The sequence below is a fragment of the Pseudomonas sp. KT_2_4 genome (assembly GCF_041410225.1).
Lineage (GTDB): Bacteria > Pseudomonadota > Gammaproteobacteria > Pseudomonadales > Pseudomonadaceae > Aquipseudomonas > Aquipseudomonas paracarnis.
Genome location: NZ_CP166962.1, coordinates 480,638 through 502,032, shown reverse-complemented (window position 1 = coordinate 502,032; position 21,395 = coordinate 480,638). Strand labels below are relative to the sequence as shown.

Below are 21,395 nucleotides of genomic sequence, written 5' to 3'. Positions count from 1 at the left end.
GATCCCGTTATTAGCAGGCGCACTGCGCTACAACCGTCAATGGCGGCTGTGTGCGGGCAGACTTCGGTCTGGCCGGGTCCTGTTTTCCGGTATCTCACCCCGCACATAGCTGCACCTTTTGACGTGTGAGATCGGCAAAAGAATGGCTCCCAATCCAAGCAGGAGCTTTATCCATGAACAAACTTATCCCCGACCCACCCTTTCCGATTTTCGTCGCCCACGAAGACCTGAGTTTCGAAGACGCTATCGCCAGCATCTCCTCGCTACTGCGTTGCGCCACCACCACCGCCACCGAAACCGCCGAGGGCCTCAAAGGCACCCGGCGCGACATGGCCTGTTCCACCGCTCACCTGATCGACATGGCCCGCACCCTCGCCGACCGTGCGCTGGATTGCCTGCAACCCAACCCCACTAACACCCCATAACCCCTGTGGGAGGGGGCTTGCCCCCGATGGCGGTGGTTCAGTGCCAGGGATGCTGGCTGACCCAGCGCCATCGAGGGCAAGTCCTCTCCCACATTTGACCTGCGTCGCCTGGAGCAGCAGGTACGCAGAACAGGTAAACTCCCCTCCTTTTCATCTTCTCCACGGAGTTCGCCTTGCGTCTGTTTCATACCTCCGACTGGCACTTGGGCCAAAACCTCCACGGCCAGGAACGCGACTTCGAACACGCTTGTTTCCTTGAGTGGCTGCTGGGCCAACTCAAGGCACAGCGCCCGGACGTGCTGTTGATCGCCGGCGATATCTTCGACACGGTCAACCCGCCGCTCAAGGCCCAGGAGCGCTTGTATGACTTCATCATCAGCGCCCACGAACAACAGCCGACACTGACCATTGTGATGATTGCCGGCAACCATGACTCCGGTTCGCGCATTGAGCTGCCTGCGCCTCTGATGCGCCGCTTGCGCACCCATGCCCTGGGCCGAGTGCTGTGGCTGGATGACGGGCAACTGGATGCCGACCGCCTGCTGATCCCGCTGCCCAATGCCAAAGGCAAGATCGCCGCCTGGTGCCTGGCGCTGCCCTTCCTGCGCCCGGCGGAAGTCACCGGCGCACAGCTGGGCGATGATTACCTGCGCGGCATCGGCCAAGTGCATGAATGGCTGATCGCGGCCGCCAATGCCAAGCGCAACAAAGGCCAGGCATTGATAGCCATCAGCCATGCGCACATGGCCGGTGGGTCGGTATCCGAAGACTCCGAACGCAGCCTGATCATCGGTAATGCCGAGGCGCTGCCCGTCACACTGTTCGACCGAAGCGTGGCATATGTGGCCCTCGGCCATTTGCACAAGCCGCAAAAGGTCAATGGCGAGGAGCGCATTCGCTACAGCGGCTCGCCAATCCCCCTGTCGTTCTCCGAAATCGGCTACAAGCACCAGATTCTCGACGTGACGTTCCAGGGCGAACGGCTGGTGGGCTGTGAACCGATCCTGATTCCCCGCTCCGTCAACCTGCAACGCCTGGAAGCCGCGCCCCTGGCCGATATTCTCAAGCAACTGGGTGAACTGCCCGACATCGACCTGCTCGCCGAAACCCAGCGCCACCCTTGGCTGGAAGTGCGCGTGCGCCTCGACGAGCCGCAACCGGACCTGCGCCAGCAGATCGAAACCGCCCTGCAAGGCAAGGCCGTGCGCCTGGTGCGGATCGCCGCCGACTATGCCGGCACACGCGGCAGCGCAGAGGCAGACGATGCGCAACTGATCGAACTCGACCAGCTCACGCCCCAGGAGTTGTTCAGCCGCGCCTGGCAGGACAGCTACGGCAGTGAAGTGGATGAACAGACCTTGAAGGACTTCGCCGTGCTGCTCCAGGAAGTGCAACAGGAGGGCGAACAGCCATGAAGATCCTCGCCATCCGCTTGAAAAACCTCGCCTCCCTGGCGGGCCCGTTCGAAATCGACTTTACCGCCGAGCCCCTGGCCAGTGCTGGCCTGTTCGCCATCACCGGGCCGACTGGCGCGGGGAAAAGCACCCTGCTCGATGCGTTGTGCCTGGCGCTGTTTGGCGCGGTGCCGCGCCTGGGTGATACCGGCCAGGCCAAAATGCCGGATGCCGACACGGACATTTCCATCGGCGACCCGCGCACCCTGATTCGCCGCGGCACTGGCGGCGGCTATGCCGAGGTGGATTTTGTCGGTGTCAGTGGCCGTCGCTACCGCGCCCGCTGGGAAGCCAACCGCGCCCGCGACAAGGCCAGCGGCAAGTTACAGAACAGCCGGCAAAGCCTGATCGACCTGGACAGCGACCAACTGCTGGCCAGCCAGAAAACCGAATACAAGACCCAGCTGGAATTGGCCCTGGGCCTGAACTTCGAACAGTTCACCCGTGCGGTGCTGCTGGCGCAAAGCGAGTTCAGCGCCTTCCTCAAGGCCAATGACAATGAGCGCAGCGAACTGCTGGAAAAGCTCACCGACACCGCGCTCTACACCCAGCTCGGCCGCCGTGCGTTCGACAAGGCCAAAGAGGCCAAGGACGCCCACAAACAGCTACAGGACCAAGCCACCGGCGTGGTGCCCCTGGCCCCCGAAGCCCGCGCCGAGCTGGATCAACAGTTGGCCCAAGCCCAGCAGCAGCTCAAGAGCCAGCAAGCCCAGCTCAAGCAGCTGGAGTTGCAGCACACCTGGCTCAAGGAGCTGCGTGAATGGCAGGAGCGCCATCAGCATGCTGTGGAGCAACTGCAACGCGACGAGCAGACCTGGGCCGACCAAGGTCAGCAACGCCAGGACCTGAGCCTTCTGGAGCAGTTGGCACCGCAACGCCATCACTTCCTGCGCCAGGCAGAACTCGCCACCTTGCTGACGCCCCTGGCGGCGCAGATTGCCCAGCACCTCGAGCAACAAACCGCCCTGCACACCCGCCAGGAACAGGCGCAACACCAGCAAGTGGCCGCCCAGGCAGCACTGGCCGAGGCCCTGAAACACCAGGCCGACGCCGCGCCCCTGCTGCGCCAGGCCATCGAAGAGCAAAACACCCTCGCCCACGTGAGCCGCGAACTGGCCAAGCGCAACGAGGAAAAACACCAGCACGAAAGCGCCTGCACCGAAGGCCAGGCCCTGCTCGACGGTTTGCAACACACGCAGGCCCAAGGCACCGAGCGCCTGCAACGCCTAGCCACCGAGCTTGAGCACAGCGCCGCCCTCGCGCCGCTGAGCGATGCCTGGAACGCCTACCGTGACCGCCTGCAACAGTTGGTGTTGATCGGCAATCGCCTCAACCAAGGCCAGGCCGAGCTGGGGCAGCTCGAACAGCGCGCCAGCGCCGCCATTGAACAGTTCACCCAACAGCGCGAAGCCCTGGATTTGCTCTACCACGAGGCCGGTGCCGAACCGCACGCGGTGGCCGAACAAATCCAGTTACTGGCCAGCCTGCTGCAAGACAATCGCAAGCAACAGCGCGCCTTCGAAGACCTGGCCCGCTTGTGGGACAGCCAGCAACAGTTGGATCAACAGGCCTCTGCGCTCACGCAAAGGCTCGCCGAGGCCGCGCAAAAACGCGAACAACTGAACCAGACCGGCCTGCAAACCAAGGCCGAACTCACCGTTGCCGAACAAACCCTGACGGTGACCAAGCAACTGCTTGAGCGCCAACGCCTGGCCCGCAGTGCCAGCGTCGAGGAATTACGCGAGCAGTTGCAGGATGACCAACCCTGCCCGGTGTGCGGTAGCCACGAACACCCCTATCACCAGCCCGAGGCTCTGCTACAGAGCCTGGGTCGCCATGATGAAAGTGAAGAGGCGGCTGCGCAGAAAGCCGTCGACAGCCTCAAGGAACAACTTACCGAACTGCGCGGTGAAGTGGGCGGCCTGATCGCTCAGCAAAAAGAGTTCCTGCAACAACAGGAACAGTTGGCCATGCAGCAGCAGGGTTTGGCACCGAGCCTGCAAGCCCACCCACTGTCGGCCTCGCTGCTCGCCCAGGACGCCGCCAAGCGCAGCCCTTGGCTGGCCCAGCAATTGGCCCAATTGACCCAAAGCATCAGCCAGGACGAACAACGCCAAGGCGCCCTGCTCAACCTGCAACAGAACGCCGGGCGCTTGCAGCAACAATTGCAAGCGGCCCAGGACGCCAGCCAGCAAGCCCGGCAATTGCTGGTGGACCAACAACGGCAACTGGCCGGCGACCGCGAACGCCTGGAGGCGGAACTCAGCGCCTTCGCCAGCCTGTTGCCCAGCGAAACGCTGGAAGGTTTGCGCAGCGCGCCTGCGGCGACCTTCATGCAGCTCGACCAGCAGGTCAGCCAGCGCCTTGAGCAGTTGGGCCATCAACGCGATGAGCAGGCCGAGCAGCAGGAGCGCCAACAGGCCATCGAGAAACAACACACCCACCAACAGCATCGTCAGCAGCAACTCGACGCCTTGAATCTGCAAGTCGCCGAGCTGGCCGACCAGCAACACGCCGTCCAGGAAAAACTCCGCGCCTTGCTAGGGGACCACCCCAGCGCCGAGCACTGGCAACAGCAGCTGGAGCAAGCGGTCACGCAGTCGCGCCAAAGCGAGACGGACGCCAACCAGGAACTGCACGCCGTGCACACGGCCCAGGTACAGCTGGCCGCCGACCTCAAGGCCCAGCAGCACCACCAGCAGGCATTGGAGGCGGAGCAGCAAGCCCTTGCGACACGCATCGGCGAATGGCGCGCCCTGCACCCAGACCTGGATGATCAGGGCCTGGCACGCCTGTTGGCCCTTGATGAAGCCCAGGTCGCGCAGTTGCGCCAGCACCTGCACAGCAGCGAAAAGGCCGTCGAGCAAGCCAAGGTTCTGTTGCACGAGCGCGAACAGCGCCTGGCCGAACACCAGGCCCTGCACAATGGCAACCTGGAGGCCGAGCAGTTGGCCGCCACCCTGGCAACGCTTGAGCAACAATTGCTCGAGGGTGAGAAACACTGCGCCGAACTGCGCGCACGCCAGTCCGAAGACCAGCGCCGCCAGAATGCCAACCAGGCCCTGGCCGAACAGATTGCCAAGGCTTACGAGCAGTGGCAGCGCTGGGCACGCCTGAATGCGCTGATCGGCTCGGCCACCGGCGACACCTTCCGCAAGATCGCCCAGGCCTACAACCTCGACTTGCTGGTGCACCATGCCAACGTGCAACTGCGCCAACTGGTACGCCGCTACCGGCTTAAACGCGGCGGCAGCATGCTGGGGCTGCTGGTGATGGACACAGAGATGGGCGATGAACTGCGCTCGGTGCATTCCCTGTCCGGTGGCGAAACCTTCCTGGTGTCGTTGGCACTGGCGTTGGGGCTGGCCTCGATGGCGTCGAGCACCTTGAAGATCGAGTCGCTGTTTATCGACGAAGGTTTTGGCAGCCTTGATCCGGAGTCCTTGCAATTGGCGATGGACGCTCTGGATGGTTTGCAGGCCCAGGGTCGCAAGGTGGCGGTGATCTCCCACGTACAGGAAATGCATGAACGCATCCCGGTGCAGATCCAGGTCCAGCGCCAGGGCAATGGCCTGAGCACGTTGGAGGTCAAGTGAGCGAAGCGCTGCTTTATTCGTTCCGGCGCTGCCCCTATGCAATGCGCGCGCGACTGGCGCTGCGTTATTCCGGCGTTGCGGTGAGCATCGTCGAAGTCAGCCTGAAAGCCAAGCCGGCCGAGATGCTCGCGCTGTCGCCCAAGGGCACGGTGCCGGTGTTGAGCGTCGAAGGGCGAGTGATCGAAGAAAGCCTGGAGATCATGCAGTGGGCGCTGGCCCAGCACGACCCCGAAAACTGGCGGCTACAGGGCGATCCGGCGGTGTATGCGCTGATTGAAGAAAATGACCAGGTGTTCAAACATCATTTGAATCGATACAAGTACGCCGAGCGCTACCCGGAGCAACCGATGGAACACTATCGGGCCGAGGGCGAGGTGTTCTTGCGCAAGCTGGAAGATTTGCTGGCAGACCGTGAGTATCTACTCGCCGATCACCTGAGCTTGGCAGATGCAGCGCTGGCGCCGTTTGTGCGCCAGTTTGCCCATGTGAATCGGGAGTGGTTTGCGGGCACGCCCTATCGGCGTTTGCAGGCCTGGTTACAGCGGTTTCTGGATTCACCGTTGTTTAGAGCAGTGATGGCAAAACCCTGAGGCCAATCCAATGTGGGAGCTGGCTTGCCTGCGATGGCATCGACTCGGTACATCAGCAATACCGAGTGGTCCGCATCGCAGGCAAGCCAGCTCCCGCATTGGACCGTGGCTCAGTGCTGGGTCTTGTGATCCAGCGCCGCATAGAAATTGGCGCTCTGTTGCAGGTATTTCTGGGTATAGGCCGTGACATTGGATTTTTTGCCGGTGACTTCCACGCTGGCGGCGGCAGGCAATGCCACGGTGGCGGAAACAGCAGAAGCAGCAATGATCGAGAAGAGATTGAAATTCATGGCGGTAACCCTTGTGTGCGTTTGGTTGGGTGGCCTGGGAAGGCCTTGGAACCCAACTTACGCCCGAGGGTTGAACCTTAGAAATGCTTTGAAACAGTAGCCGTTATCACTGCGATTAATACAAAGGCTCAGGCCCCGCAGTGCGGGGCCTGTGGCTTATTGACGCACCAGGAACTTGAGGTCACTGGGGGCATCAATCGGCAATTTCTGCACGGTTTTACCCAGCAGCCCGGTCTTGAGGTCGCGCTCGACGACGACAATTTCATTGCTTTTCTGGTTGGCGATCAGCAGGAATTTGCCGCTAGGGTCGAGGCTGAACTCACGCGGATGGTCGCCTTCGACAGAACGCCGCTGGATTTCCTTGAGGTGCGCGGTGGCCGGGTCGATGCTGAACACCAGCATCTGATTGGCCGTGCCACGGTTGCTCACGTACAGGAATTTGCCGTCGTTTGACGCATGCAACGCCGCACCGGCTTTGTCGGACACCGGTTGGCCGGCGGCATAGTCGAGCAACTGGGTTTGCGTCAGCTTGCCGTCGTTGTAATCGAACACGGCTACCTGGGCGCTCATCTCAGTGGTCAGCCAGGCGTGCTTGCCGTCCGCGCTGAACAGCAAGTGACGCGGGCCGCTGCCCGGTGGCAACTGCACCGACGCCGGGTCGGCCGCCGTCAGTGGCAGCTCATGATTGGCCTTGGGGTCGTAGCGGTAGGCAAACACCTTGTCCGCCCCCAGGTCCTGCACAAATACATACTTGCCGTCCGGCGACGACACCACCGAATGCACATGATTGGACGCCTGGCGCTCCGGGTTCACACGGCTGGCCGGGTGCCCGCTCAACTGCACCGGTGCCGACAGCTTGCCGCTGGCATCCACCGGCAGGATCGCGAGGCTGCCACCCGGGTCTTCCACCACCGAGTAGTTGGCGACGAACAGGTAGCGCCCATCGGCGGCCACACTGGAATGGGTCGGCTCATTGCCCAGGCTCTGCACCTGGTTGATCAGGGTCAACTGGTGGTTCTGGGGGTCGATGCTATAGCTGCTGACACGCCCCACCGGGTCTTCCTGGCCGGGGCCGTTTTCATTGACCACAAACAACTGCTTCTGGTCTTTGGAAATCGTCAGCCAGGAAGGGTTGGCGGTTTTCGCCGCCAGCACCGGCTTGCCGCTGAACTGCCCGGTGCTACTGTCGAATTGCAGGCGGTAGATCCCTTCACTGGTGCCGGCCGTATAGCTGCCGACCAACAGTTCATGGATATCGGCCGGTGCGGCCTGCACCGACATCGCACCGACACTGCCTGCCATCAGCAGGGGCCAGAATTTACGCATCATCTGCTTCGTCCTCGTCGTTATTGTTGTCGCCCTGGATGGCGCTCAAGCAGACCAGACGGTGTTCACCGTCGTCGTTGATCAGCAACCAGCTTTGCAAGCTCTCGTCAAAGGTAGCCGCCTCCAACTGTTCTGGACTGAAGGTCCAGCGCTTGAGTTCCCGGCCATCCATGCTTTGGATCTGCAGTTGCTGATCAAGCTCGAAGTCAAAGGCGTGCAGCCCATTGATGATCAGCATATCGCTGGTAGCAAGGACGCGAGTCAGGGTGTCGGCAGTCATGGCAGTCAATCATTTTGGGGAAAGCCGCAATGATAGCCCAGGCTGTAGCCTAGAGGTTGAACACCGCACCCATGTGGGAGCGATGTGTGGGAGCCGGGCTTGCCCGCGATGCAGATGCCGAGGTGTATCAGTGACACCGCGGCGATGCTATCGCAGGCAAGCCCGCTCCCACACAAGCCCGATCTCGCCATTTGGGAGCAGGATCAGTGCGCGAACAACGAGTTGCCCTTCTGCCCTGCCAGCTTCTCAGGCTTGATCAGGAATCGCGCCAGCGCCGGCAACAGCCACAGCGCGCCGAACATGTTCCACAGCAACATGAAGGTCAACATCAAACCCATGTCGGCCTGGAACTTGATGGCCGAGAAGATCCAGGTGCACACGCCGATGGCCAGGCACAGGCCGGTAAACAGCACGGCCTTGCCGGTGGATTTCAGCGTCTGGTAGTACGCCTCTTGTAGCGGCAGGCCGGCGCGCAGGAAGCTTTCCAGGCGGCTGTAGATGTAGATGCCGTAGTCCACGCCAATCCCCACACCCAGGGCCACCACCGGCAAGGTCGCGACCTTGACGCCAATGCCCATGAACGCCATCAGTGCGTTGCCCAGTACCGAGGTCAGCACCAGCGGCAACACGATGCACAGGGTCGCCGCCCAGGAGCGGAAGGTGATCATGCACATGGTCGCCACGCACAGGTACACCAGGATCAGGATGATCAGCTCCGACTCCTTGATCACCTCGTTGGTGGCCGCTTCGATCCCGGCATTACCCGCTGCGAGGATGAATTCCAGGCCGTCCTTGTTGTTTTCCTTGGCGAAGTCCTGCACCGCATGCACGGCACGGTCGAGGGTTTCGGCCTTGTGGTCGTTGAGGAACACCAACACTGGCGCCAGGGAGCAATTGTTGTTGTACAAGCCATCGGCACGGGCGATGGAGTTGTTCAGCACATCCGGGTTGCGCGACAGGGTTTCCCATTTCAGGTTGCCCTCGTTCATGCCCTTGATCATTTGCTTGGACACGGTCACCAACGAGATCGCCGACTGCACGCCCTCGGTGTTCTGCATCTTCCACATCAACTGGTCGATGGGCGCCATGGCTTCATAGCGCGAGCAGCCTTCGGCCTTGGTCTTGACCATCACCACCAGCACGTCGGAGCTGGTGGAGTAATTGTTGATGATGAAGTTGTTGTCCTTGTTGTAGCGCGAATCCGGGCGCAATTCCGGTGCGCCTTGGTCCAGGTCGCCGATCTTCAGGTTCTGGCTGTACCAGAGGCCACCACCAAAGGCGATCAAGGCGAGGAACACCGACACCGGCGCGACTTTCGGGCTGGCGAATTTGGACAGCAGGCGCCAGAAGCTGTGTTCGCGGTTCGCGTCTTTCTTGCTCTTGGCGATGGCACGCTTGCTGATGCCCACGTAGGAAATCGCGACCGGCAGCAGGATCAGGTTGGTGAACACGATCACCGCCACGCCGATGGACGCGCCAATAGCCAGTTCGCGGATCACGCCGATGTCGATGATCAGCAGCGTGATGAAGCCCACCGCATCCGCCAGAATGGCGATCATCCCCGGCAGGAACAGTTGCCGGAAGGTGCGCCGCGCAGCGGTCAGGGCGTTGTCTGCCTCGCTGGATTGCAGGGCAATGCCGTTGATCTTTTGCACGCCATGGGAAATGCCAATGGCGAAGATCAGGAACGGCACCAGCATTGAATACGGGTCCAGTCCGAAACCGAAGAAGTGCATCAGCCCGAGTTGCCAGACCACCGCCACCAATGTCGTGCTCAACACCGCTATGGTGCTGCGCAGGCAGTTGGTGAACCACAGCAGCAGAATCAGGGTGATGACGAACGCAACGCCGAAGAACAGCACCACCATCACCAGGCCATCGATCAGGTCGCCCACCTTTTTGGCAAAGCCGACAATATGAATCTTGACGTTGGGGTTCTGGGTTTCGAACTTGTCGCGGATCTTGTCTTCCAGTTCATGGGAGAACTTGCGGTAGTCCAGGGCCAGCAACTTGCCTTGGTCTTGCGGGTCCGGGTAGGACTCCAACAGCGGGATATCAACGATGCTCGACTTGAAGTCATTGGCCACCAGCCGCCCGACCTGGCCGGACTTGAGCACGTTATTACGCAACTGGTCGAGGCTCTGCGGCGAACCGTTGTAGCTCTGCGGGATCACTTCCCCGCCGGCAAACCCTTCTTCGGTCACCTCGGTCCAGCGCACGCTGGGGCTCCACAGCGACTTGAGGCCCGAGCGGTCCACACCGGAGATGTAGAACACCTCGTCGTGGATCTGGCGCAGGGTCTCCATGTACTCCTTAGTGAAGATGTCGCCGTCCTTGGCTTCCACCGAAATACGCACGGTGTTGCCCAGGTTGGCCAAATCGTTGCGGTGCTCCATCATTTTTTCGATGAAGGGGTGCTTGAGCGGGATCATCTTTTCAAAGCTGGTAGACGGGCGAATCAAGGTCGCCTGCCAGAACAGGAAGATACTCACCAACAGGCAGATGACGATCACCGCCGGGCGATTGTTGAAGATCAGACGCTCAAGAAAGGTCGCTTTATCGTTGTGATGACTGCTCATTGAATCCCCGCCTTCTTATTATTTTGAGAGCTCTGCGCCGGCCGATGTGGCAACCCGCACGCCACCCTGCCCCGCGAGGACCAAATTGCCATTGCCTGCTGCCGTGACCGCTGAGAGTGAAATGCGGTCCGGGCGATTGAACACACTGAAGGTCTGGCCGTCGTCATGGCTGACCACCACGCTGCCGCCGTTGCCGACCACAACAATGGAACCGTCCTCCAGCAAGGTCGCCCCCGACAGGCCAAACTCCAACGCGCCACGCGCCGCGTTCAACTGGACCTGCTCCCAGGTGCTGCCGAAATCGGTGGAGCGGTAGAGGTTGCCGCGCAGCCCGTACGCCAGCAGGGTTTGCGGCTGTGCGGTGCTGATCACGCCAAACAGCGAACCCTCGTAGGGGCCTTCGAGTTTTTCCCAGGTCTGGCCGTCGTCGCTTGAGCGAAACATGCTGCCTTGCTCACCGACAATAAACAGGCCGGCGCCCTTGATCTGGGCGATGGCGTTGAGGTGGTACTGGTCTTCGTTGTCGAGACGCTCGCTGACATCGTTCCAGGTTTTGCCGCCGTCGGTGGTTTCGATCAGCGCACCGTAGGCGCCCACGGCCAGGCCGTGGTTGGCGTCGTTGAACCACACATCGAGCAACGGTGCTTCGCGCTTGAGGTCTTGATATTGCTGGGTCCACGTGGCGCCGCCATCGGTACTGGCAAGAATCTGCGCATCATGGCCGACGGCCCAGCCGTGCTGGTCATCGACGAAAAACACCGCCGTGAGCAGTTGCCGAGTGGGCACTTTGGCTTGGGTCCAGGTGTTGCCCTGGTCATCGGAATAGAGGATATGCCCACGATCACCGACCGCCACCAGGCGCTTGCCTGCGTGAACCACGTCGATCATCAAGCCTTTGGCGGCCCTGGGGGATTCAATTGCAAAGACTGCGGCGGCGGGGGTATCGCTGGCAGCCAGAACCGGCAGCGACAATGCGCTGCCAGCAAGCAGCGAGAGCGCTGTGGCCAGCAACGCAACCCTGCGTGCGGCGCGTGGGCGGCAAACAACCCAACCCATGACAGGCTCACTCATAGACCTTTCTCCCATTTATTATTGTTAGGTCGTCTTCTGTTCCAGGACCTTGAAACCTGCAATCTAGAGCGCCTGGAGGAAGCAGGGGCCATCCTATCGGGCTTTGGAATCGTCTGACAATCGGCGCTACGTTATCTTTTGTTAACTGGCGGCGTTTGGCCATGTGCTGAATATAGCTACATCAGCTGAAATGATGGCCCCACGTGATCGTTCCCACGCTCCGCGTGGGAATGCATCCCCTGACGCTCTGCGTCCTCACCGCGCAAACAGCGGGGCGCAGAGCGCCCCGGGCGGCATTCCCACGCGGAGCGTGGGAACGATCAGGAGAAATGAATTTTTATTCCATCTATTGAATTTGGTGAATTTTTATTCCATTAATGGCGTTCCTGAAAACAATAATCCAAAGGACCACGACGATGCGTGAACTCGGAATCGGCTTGATCGGCACAGGCTTCATGGGCCGCGCCCACGCGCTGGCGTTCAACAACGCTCGGGCGGTATTTGAACTGCCCGTGCAGCTCAAGCTGGCCGCCCTGGCCGATGCCGACACCGAACGCGCCCAGCGTTGCGCCAGCGCCTGGGGGTTTGCCCAGGCCCATGGCGACTGGCAAGCGTTGATCAATGACCCCAAGGTCGATGTCGTGGCTATCACCACCCCCAACCACTTGCATTACCCCATGGCCATGGCCGCGATTGCGGCGGGTAAAGCGGTGTATTGCGAGAAACCCCTGGCCGTCAGCCTTGAACAAGCCGACGCTATGCGCCGCGCCGCCCATACCGCCGGAGTGGTAACGCGGGTGGGTTACAACTACCAGCACAACCCGATGATCGTGTTGGCGCGGCAGATGATCGCCCAAGGCGAACTGGGCCAACTCATCAGCTTCCAGGGTGAGTTCAGCGAAGACTTCATGGCCGACCCGGCCTCCCCTTGGTCGTGGCGCTGCGAAGTGGAGCACGCTGGCGGCGCCCTGGCTGACCTGGGCAGCCATTTGCTGTCGATGGCCCGCTATCTGGTGGGCGAGGTCACTCATGTCTGTGCCGACACCCAGACCGTGCACGGCCAGCGCCCCGCCACTGCCGGCAGCCCAACCTCAAAAGCCATTGCCGTGGATGACCAGGTGCATGCCCTGTTGCGCTTCGCCAACGGCGCCCGTGGCACGGTGAGCAGCAGTTGGCTCAAGCACGGCTATAAGAACCATCTGAGTTTCGAGATCAGCGGCACCCAAGGCACGCTGGCGTTTGACCAGGAACGCTTGAATGAACTGCGCCTGTACCGCATCGGCCAGGACGGCTTCCAGCGCGTGCTGGCTGGCCCTGCCCTGCCCGGCTATGCGGCATTCAGCCCGGCGGCGGGGCACCAGTTGGGTTACAACGAATTGAAGACGTTGGAAGTGCACGAGTTGATCATGGCGCTGGCCGGCCAAGGGGCCCAGGGGACGGACTTTGAGGCGGCCTGGGAGGTGGAGCGGTTGGCGACGGCGATTCGAGTGGCCGCCCTTGAGGAACGCTGGGTGAAAGTGGGCACGGTTTAAACAGTGGGAGCGGGCTTGCTCGCGAATACGCTGTGTCAGTCGGCACATTCAGTGCCTGAACCGCCGCTTTCGCGAGCAAGCCTGCTCCCACATTTGGTCATCTGAACCATTCAATCAGCGCAAGGCCCGGCGCAGCACTTTGCCCACCGTGGTCTTGGGCAATTCCATGGTGCGGAACTCCACATATTTAGGCAGCTTGTACCCCGTCAGGTACTCTCGGCAGTGCGCAAGAATCTGCTCCTGTGTCAGGCTCGGGTCCTTGCGCACGACGATGATCTTGACTTTCTCCCCGGTCACCGCATCTTCCACACCAATGGCGGCCACTTCGGCGACCCCAGGGTGCATGGCCACCACGTCCTCGATTTCATTGGGGTACACGTTGAAGCCCGAGACCAGGATCATGTCCTTCTTGCGGTCCACCAGGCGGATATACCCGCGTGCGTCCATCACGCCGATATCCCCGGTAGACAGCCAGCCCTCGGCATCCAGCACCTCGGCGGTTTCCTTCGGTCGTTGCCAGTAGCCCTGCATCACTTGCGGGCCACGTACTTGCAACTCGCCCTGCTCGCCGATATCCGCCAGTTCGCCGTCTTCGCGCAAGAAGCGCACCCAGGTCGAGGGCAACGGCACGCCAATGCTGCCGGTGAATTCCATCTCGCGCATGCGCGAAATATCGATGGGGCTGATGCTCACCACGGGCGAGCACTCGGTCAGCCCGTAGCCTTCGATGATCGGCAGCCCGGTTACTTCCTTCCAGCGCTTGGCCACCGCGGTGTGGGTGGCCATGCCGCCAGCAATCACCAGGCGCAGGTCGGAAAAGTCCCGTGCACAGAACTCCTTGTTTTCCAGCAAGCCATTGAACAGCGTGTTCACCCCGGCGATGCCATTGAAGCGTTCCTTGCGCAGGATCATCTGCACGCGCTTCACGTCCCGAGGGTTGGCGATGAGGATATTGCGCCCGCCCAGGCACATGAACATCAGGCAGTTCACCGTCAGGGAGAAGATGTGGTACAGCGGCAGCAAGGTCACGTTGGTTTCCTGCTTGTGCAGGTTTAACTGATCACCGACCCAGGCCTTGGCTTGCAGCAGGTTGGCGATGATATTGCGGTGGCTGAGCATCACGCCCTTGGCATCACCGGTGGTGCCGCCGGTGTATTGCAGGAAGGCCAGTTCATCGCGGTGCAGGCTGACCGGTAAATGGTGCATGGCCCTGCCCTGTTTGAGCACTTGGTTGAAACGCAGCGAGCCGGGCAGCCTGAAGGCTGGTACCTGCTTCTGCACGCTGCGCAGGATGAAGTTCATTGCCGCGCCCTTGAAGGTGCCCAGCAAGTCACCGATCGCCGCGACCACCACACGCTTGACGCTGCTGCCGACCATGGCTTTTTCCAGGGTATGCGCGAAATTTTCGAAGATCACCACGGTTTCGGCACCACTGTCTTTGAGCAGGTGCTTGAGCTCGTGGGCGGTATACAACGGGTTGACGTTGACCACCACCGCCCCGGCCAGGATCGTGCCCAGCAGGCAGATCGGGTACTGCAAGCAGTTGGGCATCATCAGGGCCACGCGATCGCCCTTCTTCACGCCCTGGTCCTGCAGCCAGGCGGCAAAGGCAATGCCCTGGGTGCGCCAGTCGGCATAGGTCATTTCGGTACCGATGCTGACGTAGGCCACCCGCTCACGGAATTTTTCCAGGTGCTCAAGGAACAGTTCGCGCAACGACGGGTAGTCCTCGATCCCGGCCTCTATATCCGCCGGCACGCCAGGCAGGTATGTGTTCAACCAGATGCGTTCGGTGTGTTCCAGGCTGATCGCGTTCATCGCAGTGTCCTTATTGTTGTTTTTGATAGCGCTACTTTTCGACGATGGCGGTGATGCCCAACCCACCCGCCGCGCAGATCGAGATCAGGCCGCGACCGCCACCGCGTTCATGGATAGCCTTGGCCAGCGCCGCCAGTTGCCGGCCACCGGTGGCCGCAAAGGGATGGCCGCAACCCAGTGAGCCGCCGTTGACGTTCATCTTGGCCCGGTCGATGGCGCCCAGGGGGGCGTCAAGGCCGAGTCGCTCGCGGCAATACTGCGGGTCTTCCCAGGCCTTGAGCGTGCACAGCACCTGGGCGGCGAACGCTTCGTGGATCTCGAAGAAATCGAAGTCGGCAAACCTCAAGCCTTCCCGCGCAAGCATGCGTGGCACGGCGTAAGCCGGCGCCATCAGCAGGCCCTCGGTGCCATCGACAAAATTCACCGCAGCCGTTTCGCCCGTGCGCAAGTAGGCCAACACCGGCCAGCCATGGGCGGCGGCCCATTCTTCACTGGCCAGCAGCACCACCGAGGCGCCATCGGTCAGGGGCGTGGAGTTGCCGGCGGTGAGCGTGCCGTTCTGGCGGTCGAAGGCCGGCGACAAGCCGGCGAGCTTTTCCAGGCTGATATCGGCACGCAAGTTGTTGTCACGGGCCAAGCCGCGGTGGGGGCTGATCAGGTCGTCGAAGAAGCCGCGTTGATAGGCCGCATCCAGGCGCTGGTGGCTGGTGAGGGTCAGCTCGTCCTGGGCCAGGCGCTTGATCTGCCAGCGCTTGGCCATTTCTTCGCAGTGCTCGCCCATGGACAGCCCGGTGCGCGGCTCGCCATTGCGCGGCAGCAATGGTTTGAACAGCATCGATGGGCGCACTTTCATCAAGGCCTTAAGCTTGTCGCCCAGGCTTTTGGCGCGATTGGCCGCGAGCAAGGTATGGCGCAAGGATTCGTTGATGCCAATGGGCGCGTCGGAAGTGGTATCGGCGCCACCGGCAATGCCCACCTCGATCTGGCCGAGGGCGATTTTATTCGCCACCAGCAGCGCGGCTTCCAGGCCCGTGCCACAGGCTTGTTGCACATCATAGGCAGGGGTTTGCGCAGACAACGTGGTGGACAACAGCGCCTCGCGCGCCAGGTTGAAATCCCGCGAGTGCTTGATCACCGCCCCGGCGGCAAACTCGCCCAGGCGTTGGCCGTGCAGGTTGTAGCGCTCCACCAACCCTTGCAGGGCGGCGACCAGCAGGTCCTGGTTACTGTCGTGGGCATACACCGTGTTGGAGCGCGCAAATGGAATACGGTTGCCGCCGATAATCGCCACGCGGCGGGTCGGGGCCGGGGTAAAACTGTAGTCACTCATTGCTGGCTCTCTTTCCAAATGAATAGCCCGCGCATATGGGGCTTGTCCCCGACAAAATTGCGCACTTCGAACTCGCGCCGTGGCCCGCTCGCCGGGTGACGCCACAGGGCGACCTGGCCGGGCAGGAAGATCGGCAATTTGAAGTCGCAATGTGCCTCGGCCTGGTCCAGGCCACCGGGCGGCTGTTGCGCTGCCAATGCGCGGCCCAGGGTCCACATGCCATGGGCGATGGCGCGACGAAAGCCGAAGAGCCTGGCACCGATGACCGACGTGTGAATGGGATTGAAATCCCCCGAGACCTTGGCAAAGCGTCGCCCCAGGTCGGCGGGCAGTACCCAGCGCTGGGTGCGTAACAGGCCGTCTTCCTGTAGCGGCAGAGGGTCATTCCAGGGTTCACCCACCGGATTGCTGACGTCACGGCGCAAATACAGGCTATCGCTTTCCCACACCAGGGTTTCCTGGCTGTAGGCACGGGTAGCAATGCTCAACGCCTGCCCTTTGGGATGGGCCACCCAGCGCTCGCAATACACCTCCAGGCGCAACGCCTGACCCTCGTGCAAGCGCTGGTGCTGACGAATACGATTGGCCAGGTGCACCATGCCACTGGCCGGGTACGGAAAGCTTGGCCGAGTCAGCAGCATGAGGTGCAGTGGGAACGCCAGCACATGGGGATAGGACAATGGCACGCCCTGCTCGCGACGAAAACCACACGCCCGTGAGTAAGCGGCGATACCGGCCGACGAAAGCTCCACCGCGCTGCGCACCAGGCGTGCGGTGGGCAATGGCGGCGCACCGTCGGGCTTGGGTTTGCGCAAGGCGCGCAGGCCGTCGAGCAACAACTGCGTGCGCGACGGCGGTGGGTCGATGATCTGTGTCACGTAGTCCATCGGTCAGGCTCCCAACAGGCTTTGGCCGCACACCCGCACCACCTGGCCATTGACGCCGCCCGACGCCGGATGCGCCAGCCAGGCGATGGTCTCGGCCACGTCGATGGGTTGCCCGCCCTGGGACAACGAATTCATGCGCCGCCCCGCTTCGCGGATCATCAGCGGGATCTTCGCGGTCATCTGGGTCTCGATAAAGCCGGGTGCCACCGCGTTCACCGTGACCTGCCGGGCTGCCGCACGCGGCGCCAGGCCCTGTACCAGGCCGATCACCCCGGCCTTGGACGTGGCGTAGTTGCTCTGCCCCAGGTTGCCGGCGATACCGGAAATCGACGACACGCACACAATGCGCCCACCAGGGTTCAAACCCTGACTGTCGAGCAAAGCCTCACTGAGCTGCCACGGCGCTTCGAGATTGACCGCCAGGACACTGCGCCAGGCGCCCTCGGTCATTTTGGCGATGGTCTTGTCGCGGGTGATGCCGGCGTTGTGCACCACCACATCAAAGGCGCCATATTGGCTGACGTGGGTTTGCAACAGTGAGACGGTGTCGGCGGCGGTAATATCCAGAGGCAACGCCGAACCGCCCACGCTGGTCGCCGCCTGCTGCAAGGCTTCCTGGGCCTGGGGCACGTCCACACACACCACATGGGCACCGTCGCGCGCCAGCACCTGGGCAATCGCCAGGCCGATGCCACGGGAGGCGCCGGTGACCAGGGCACGTTTGCCGGCAAAGGGTTTGTCCCAGTTGATGGTGGCGTGGCCATCGACCGGTTTTTCCAGGCGCACCACTTGCCCCGAGACATAGGCGGAGCGGCGCGACAGGAAAAACCCCAGGCTGCTGTCCAGCGCGTCTTCCTCGCCCGGCGCCACGTACAGCAGTTGCACGGTAATCGCGCGGCGCAGTTCCTTGGCCAGCGACCGCACCAAGCCTTCAAGGGCGCGTTGGGCGATGGCCTGGGGCAAGTCGTCGCAATGCTCGGGTGCCGTGCCGAGTACCACCACCCGGCCATGCTGGCCGAGGCGCTTGGCGTTGCTGTGAAAGAACAGGTAGAGCTCATCCAGCTGCTGCAGGTCGGTCAAGCCGCTGGCGTCGAACACCGCGCCTTGCACCTTGACCGTGGACGGTGCCTTGAGCGTCGCCGGGCTCGCGGCGACGGTGTCGGTGGCGCTGAACACGCGCTGCACCGAGGCCACCAGCCGCCCTGCCCCGGCGATGATCACAGGATTAGCCAGGCCGGCCTGGCCGCTGCGATGCCGTTGCAGGGGCAAGGGTTGCGGCAAGCCGACCGCCTGGGCCAGACGCCGGCCCCAGGGGGAATTGACGAACGAAAGGTAGCTGTCACTCATAGAGGTTCCACTCACAACACAATGGCTGTCTTGTAATCCCGATCGAATGGGGGAGCTGGCTTGCCTGCGATGCCGACGACTCGGTGTATCAGTCAAACCGAGGTGATGCCATCGCAGGCAAGCCAGCTCCCACAGGTGGACCGGGTTTCTCTTAATTGACCGGAGCGCTGCGCCGTTTGGCCACCGGCTCGAGCGCCTGCTTACGCTGCTGCAGGGCCTCCAGCAAACCAAAGTCCTGGGGAAAGTCGTCCACCTGGATACCGTGGTCGGCGTATTCCACATAGCGCGCCAGCAAGGCGTCTTCGTCGTCGCTGATCAAATCCAGCGCCCGCGCCTTCACGCGCCAGTCGGTGAAGGCCGTGGCAGAGATCGGCAGCGGACCGAGCAGACCTTGCTTGATGGCGGGCTTGAGCCGCGCCTCGATCAGCTCCACTTGGGGCAGCAAACGGAAACCCAATTCGCCGTAGGCCAGCTTGTCGACTTCCGGACGGGGGATGTAGGAGTTGGCCAGCAAACGGTCGCGGGTTTCGCCAGGGGTCTGCACCACCTCCGCCACCTGCGCCAACAGGCGATCCGACGGTTTGCGCTGCGGGATGCCAAACGGAAAACTCAACGCACGCACCACTGCTGCTGCGGGCTTTGAAGGGTAGTTGTCGAGCACTTCGGCCAAGGCTTCGTGGGCGCGCAACAAGGCGTCCTGGGCCGCCCAGTGCACCAGCGGCAAGTCCGCCTGGGGCCTGCCGTCATCCTCGAAGCGCTTGAGCACGCAAGACAGGATGTACAACTGCGACAAAATATCCCCCAGGCGCCCGGTAATACTTTCCTTGCGCTTGAGGGCACCGCCCAGCACGCCCATGGAAATATCCGAGATCAGCGCCAGCACCACCGACAGCCGATTGGCCTGGCGGTAGTAGGCAGCCAGCGCCGAGTCGGTCTTGGCCGGGGCCGCAATCAGGCGTCCGCCGGTCAGGGCATGCACCGCTGCGCGTACGGTGTTGGCCACGACAAAACTCACATGGCCAAACATTGCGCTGTCGAAGTCTTCCAGGGCCTTGCGCCGGTCGGGGTTGTGCGCCGCTTCCATCTCGCGGAACACGTAGGGATGGCAACGAATCAAGCCCTGGCCAAAGATGATCAGGCAGCGGGTCATGATGTTCGCACCCTCCACCGTAATGGCGATGGGGCTTTGCTGGTAGGCACGGGCGAGGAAGTTATTGGGGCCCATGCAGATGCCTTTGCCGGCGACGATGTCCATGCCGTCGTTGACGATGATGCGCGCCCGCTCGGTGACGTGGTACTTGGCAATGGCCGAGATCACCGACGGTTTCTCGCCGGCGTCCAGGGATGCCACCGACACCTTGCGCACCGCATCACAGGCATACAGATGCCCGGCCATGCGCGCCAGCGGCGCCTGTACACCTTCGAACTTGCCGATGGGCAGGCCGAATTGCTTGCGCATCGCCGCATAGGCTGTGGTACCGCGCACCGCCACTTTACCCAGGCCGACGTTGGCCGATGGCAGGGAAATCGCCCGGCCTGCCGCCAGGCATTCCATCAACATGCGCCAGCCGTTGCCGATTTGTTCGCGACCACCGATCACCCACTCCAAGGGAATGAACACATCCTTGCCGGTAGTAGGACCGTTCTGGAAAACCGCATTCAACGGCCAGTGACGCCGGCCGCTGTTTACCCCTGGATGGGAGGTGGGGATCAACGCACAGGTAATGCCCAGGGAACCTGGCGCGCCAAGCAAGCCCTGCGGGTCTTCGGCGCGGAACGCCAGGCCCAGCACCGTGGCAATCGGGCCGAGGGTGATGTAGCGCTTGTCCCAGGTCACTTTGAAACCCAGTACTTCCTCGCCCTCATGCATGCCTTTGCAGACGATGCCCAGGTCAGGGATCGCGCCGGCATCGGAGCCGGCATACGGGCTGGTCAGGGCGAAACACGGAATATCGTCACCGCGTGCCAGGCGCGGCAGGTAGTAGTTGCGCTGAGCGTCGGTGCCGTAATGCAGCAGCAGCTCGGCCGGCCCCAGGGAGTTGGGCACCATCACCGAAATGGCTGCCGCCGAGCAACGTGTCGACAGCTTCATCACCACCTGGGAATGGGCGTAGTGGGAGAAGCCTTTGCCGCCGTACTGCTTGGGAATGATCATGCCGAGGAACCCGGCCTCCTTGGTGTACTGCCAGCCCTCGGGGGACATGTCCTGCCAGACTTGCGTGGTTTCCCAGTCGTTAGCGATGTCGCACAGGGTTTCGACTTCGTTGTCGAGGAAAGCTTGCTCCTCGGCGCTCAGGCTGGCCGGCGCGGCTTGCAGCAGGCGCTGCCAGTCGGGTTTGCCGCTGAACAGCTCGGCATCCCACCACACCGTGCCGGACTCGATGGCCGCACGCTCGGTATCGGACATCGCCGGCATGATTGTACGAAACAGGCCCAAGGCCTTGGTAGTCAGCAGCTTGCGGCGCAGGGGTTTGACTGCCAGCACCAAGGCGGGCACCACCACCAATACCGCCGCCAGGGTAATGCCCGGCACGGCCACCGCGTTGAACAGATAACCCGCCGCTAACCAGACCAGGCCAGCGCCCAGCCAGAGGTTGGCGGCGGCTTGTCGATACGCCAGGGCAATCGCGGCGGCGAGACCCACCAATAACCAGATAAGCATGGGGATACCTCTACTTGATTCAGGGCGTAAAACCACACTACAAACTTCAAATCATAAATTCAAATAATGTTTTGAAATTTTTATTTAGTATGTTGACGAAAAAAATCAGGCTGAACGACTCAGCCTTGTGGAATAAGAAACCAGAACAGCCTAAACAGCCCCGGCAGGGTCTCCAGGTGCACTGGGAACCCTGCTCGACAACTGCTCC

The 21,395-nt window shown here is 62.0% G+C and carries 15 protein-coding genes; 5 read left to right on the top strand and 10 right to left on the bottom strand.

The window, feature by feature from the left end:
* Positions 1-173: 173 nt before the first annotated feature.
* From AB9N64_RS02230 to AB9N64_RS02215, 4 genes are all read left to right on the top strand, one after another.
* On the top strand, positions 174-425 hold the full coding sequence (locus AB9N64_RS02230) for a DUF6124 family protein (protein WP_197865557.1): 252 nt from the start codon (positions 174-176) through the stop codon (positions 423-425).
* Between the two features lie 173 nt (positions 426-598).
* Positions 599-1,840 carry an exonuclease SbcCD subunit D C-terminal domain-containing protein gene (locus tag AB9N64_RS02225; protein WP_020301530.1) on the top strand — a complete coding sequence of 414 codons (1,242 nt, stop codon included), beginning with the start codon at positions 599-601 and terminating at the stop codon, positions 1,838-1,840.
* Positions 1,837-5,475 (top strand): AAA family ATPase, encoded by a 3,639-nt coding sequence (locus tag AB9N64_RS02220; protein WP_371359931.1) that lies wholly within the window; start codon positions 1,837-1,839, stop codon positions 5,473-5,475. Before AB9N64_RS02225 ends, AB9N64_RS02220 begins: the two co-directional genes overlap by 4 nt.
* Positions 5,472-6,065 (top strand): glutathione S-transferase, encoded by a 594-nt coding sequence (locus tag AB9N64_RS02215; protein ID WP_003190786.1) that lies wholly within the window; start codon positions 5,472-5,474, stop codon positions 6,063-6,065. The genes AB9N64_RS02220 and AB9N64_RS02215 overlap by 4 nt, the downstream gene beginning before the upstream one ends.
* A 110-nt stretch (positions 6,066-6,175) precedes the next feature.
* Here the strand turns inward: AB9N64_RS02215 and AB9N64_RS02210 are convergent, their stop codons facing one another.
* From AB9N64_RS02210 to AB9N64_RS02190, 5 genes are all read right to left on the bottom strand, one after another.
* Positions 6,176-6,355 (bottom strand): hypothetical protein, encoded by a 180-nt coding sequence (locus tag AB9N64_RS02210; RefSeq protein ID WP_003190784.1) that lies wholly within the window; start codon positions 6,353-6,355, stop codon positions 6,176-6,178.
* A 156-nt stretch (positions 6,356-6,511) separates the two neighbouring features.
* Positions 6,512-7,684, bottom strand: a complete 1,173-nt coding sequence (locus AB9N64_RS02205) for a lactonase family protein (RefSeq protein ID WP_102666575.1) — start codon at positions 7,682-7,684, stop codon at positions 6,512-6,514.
* Complete coding sequence (locus tag AB9N64_RS02200; protein ID WP_014718303.1) at positions 7,674-7,961, bottom strand: DUF5629 family protein; 288 nt, start codon at positions 7,959-7,961, stop codon at positions 7,674-7,676. The genes AB9N64_RS02205 and AB9N64_RS02200 overlap by 11 nt, the downstream gene beginning before the upstream one ends.
* 203 nt (positions 7,962-8,164) lie before the next feature.
* Positions 8,165-10,540, bottom strand: coding sequence for an RND family transporter (locus tag AB9N64_RS02195; RefSeq protein WP_032903192.1), 2,376 nt, complete (start codon positions 10,538-10,540; stop codon positions 8,165-8,167).
* A gap of 18 nt (positions 10,541-10,558) precedes the next feature.
* Positions 10,559-11,596, bottom strand: a complete 1,038-nt coding sequence (locus tag AB9N64_RS02190) for a YCF48-related protein (protein WP_038450003.1) — start codon at positions 11,594-11,596, stop codon at positions 10,559-10,561.
* Between the two features lie 431 nt (positions 11,597-12,027).
* On the opposite strand from AB9N64_RS02190, the gene AB9N64_RS02185 reads away from it, so the two are divergent.
* On the top strand, positions 12,028-13,143 hold the full coding sequence (locus AB9N64_RS02185; protein ID WP_069868436.1) for a Gfo/Idh/MocA family protein: 1,116 nt from the start codon (positions 12,028-12,030) through the stop codon (positions 13,141-13,143).
* 114 nt (positions 13,144-13,257) lie between these two features.
* On the opposite strand, the gene AB9N64_RS02180 is transcribed toward AB9N64_RS02185, so the two are convergent.
* The 5 genes from AB9N64_RS02180 to AB9N64_RS02160 all read right to left on the bottom strand — a co-directional run bounded on the left by AB9N64_RS02180 (position 13,258) and on the right by AB9N64_RS02160 (position 21,187).
* Positions 13,258-14,961, bottom strand: a complete 1,704-nt coding sequence (locus AB9N64_RS02180; RefSeq protein ID WP_133633839.1) for an AMP-binding protein — start codon at positions 14,959-14,961, stop codon at positions 13,258-13,260.
* 31 nt (positions 14,962-14,992) lie between these two features.
* The gene (locus AB9N64_RS02175) at positions 14,993-16,291 is read right to left on the bottom strand and encodes an acetyl-CoA C-acetyltransferase (RefSeq protein WP_014718298.1); all 1,299 of its coding nucleotides are present in this window, start codon (positions 16,289-16,291) and stop codon (positions 14,993-14,995) included.
* The gene (locus tag AB9N64_RS02170; RefSeq protein WP_014718297.1) at positions 16,288-17,178 is read right to left on the bottom strand and encodes a MaoC/PaaZ C-terminal domain-containing protein; all 891 of its coding nucleotides are present in this window, start codon (positions 17,176-17,178) and stop codon (positions 16,288-16,290) included. The genes AB9N64_RS02175 and AB9N64_RS02170 overlap by 4 nt, the downstream gene beginning before the upstream one ends.
* Positions 17,179-17,181: 3 nt before the next feature.
* Positions 17,182-18,525, bottom strand: coding sequence for a 3-oxoacyl-ACP reductase (locus AB9N64_RS02165; RefSeq protein ID WP_371359930.1), 1,344 nt, complete (start codon positions 18,523-18,525; stop codon positions 17,182-17,184).
* 151 nt (positions 18,526-18,676) lie between these two features.
* Positions 18,677-21,187, bottom strand: coding sequence for an acyl-CoA dehydrogenase (locus AB9N64_RS02160; RefSeq protein ID WP_371359929.1), 2,511 nt, complete (start codon positions 21,185-21,187; stop codon positions 18,677-18,679).
* Between the last annotated feature and the right edge of the window lie 208 nt (positions 21,188-21,395).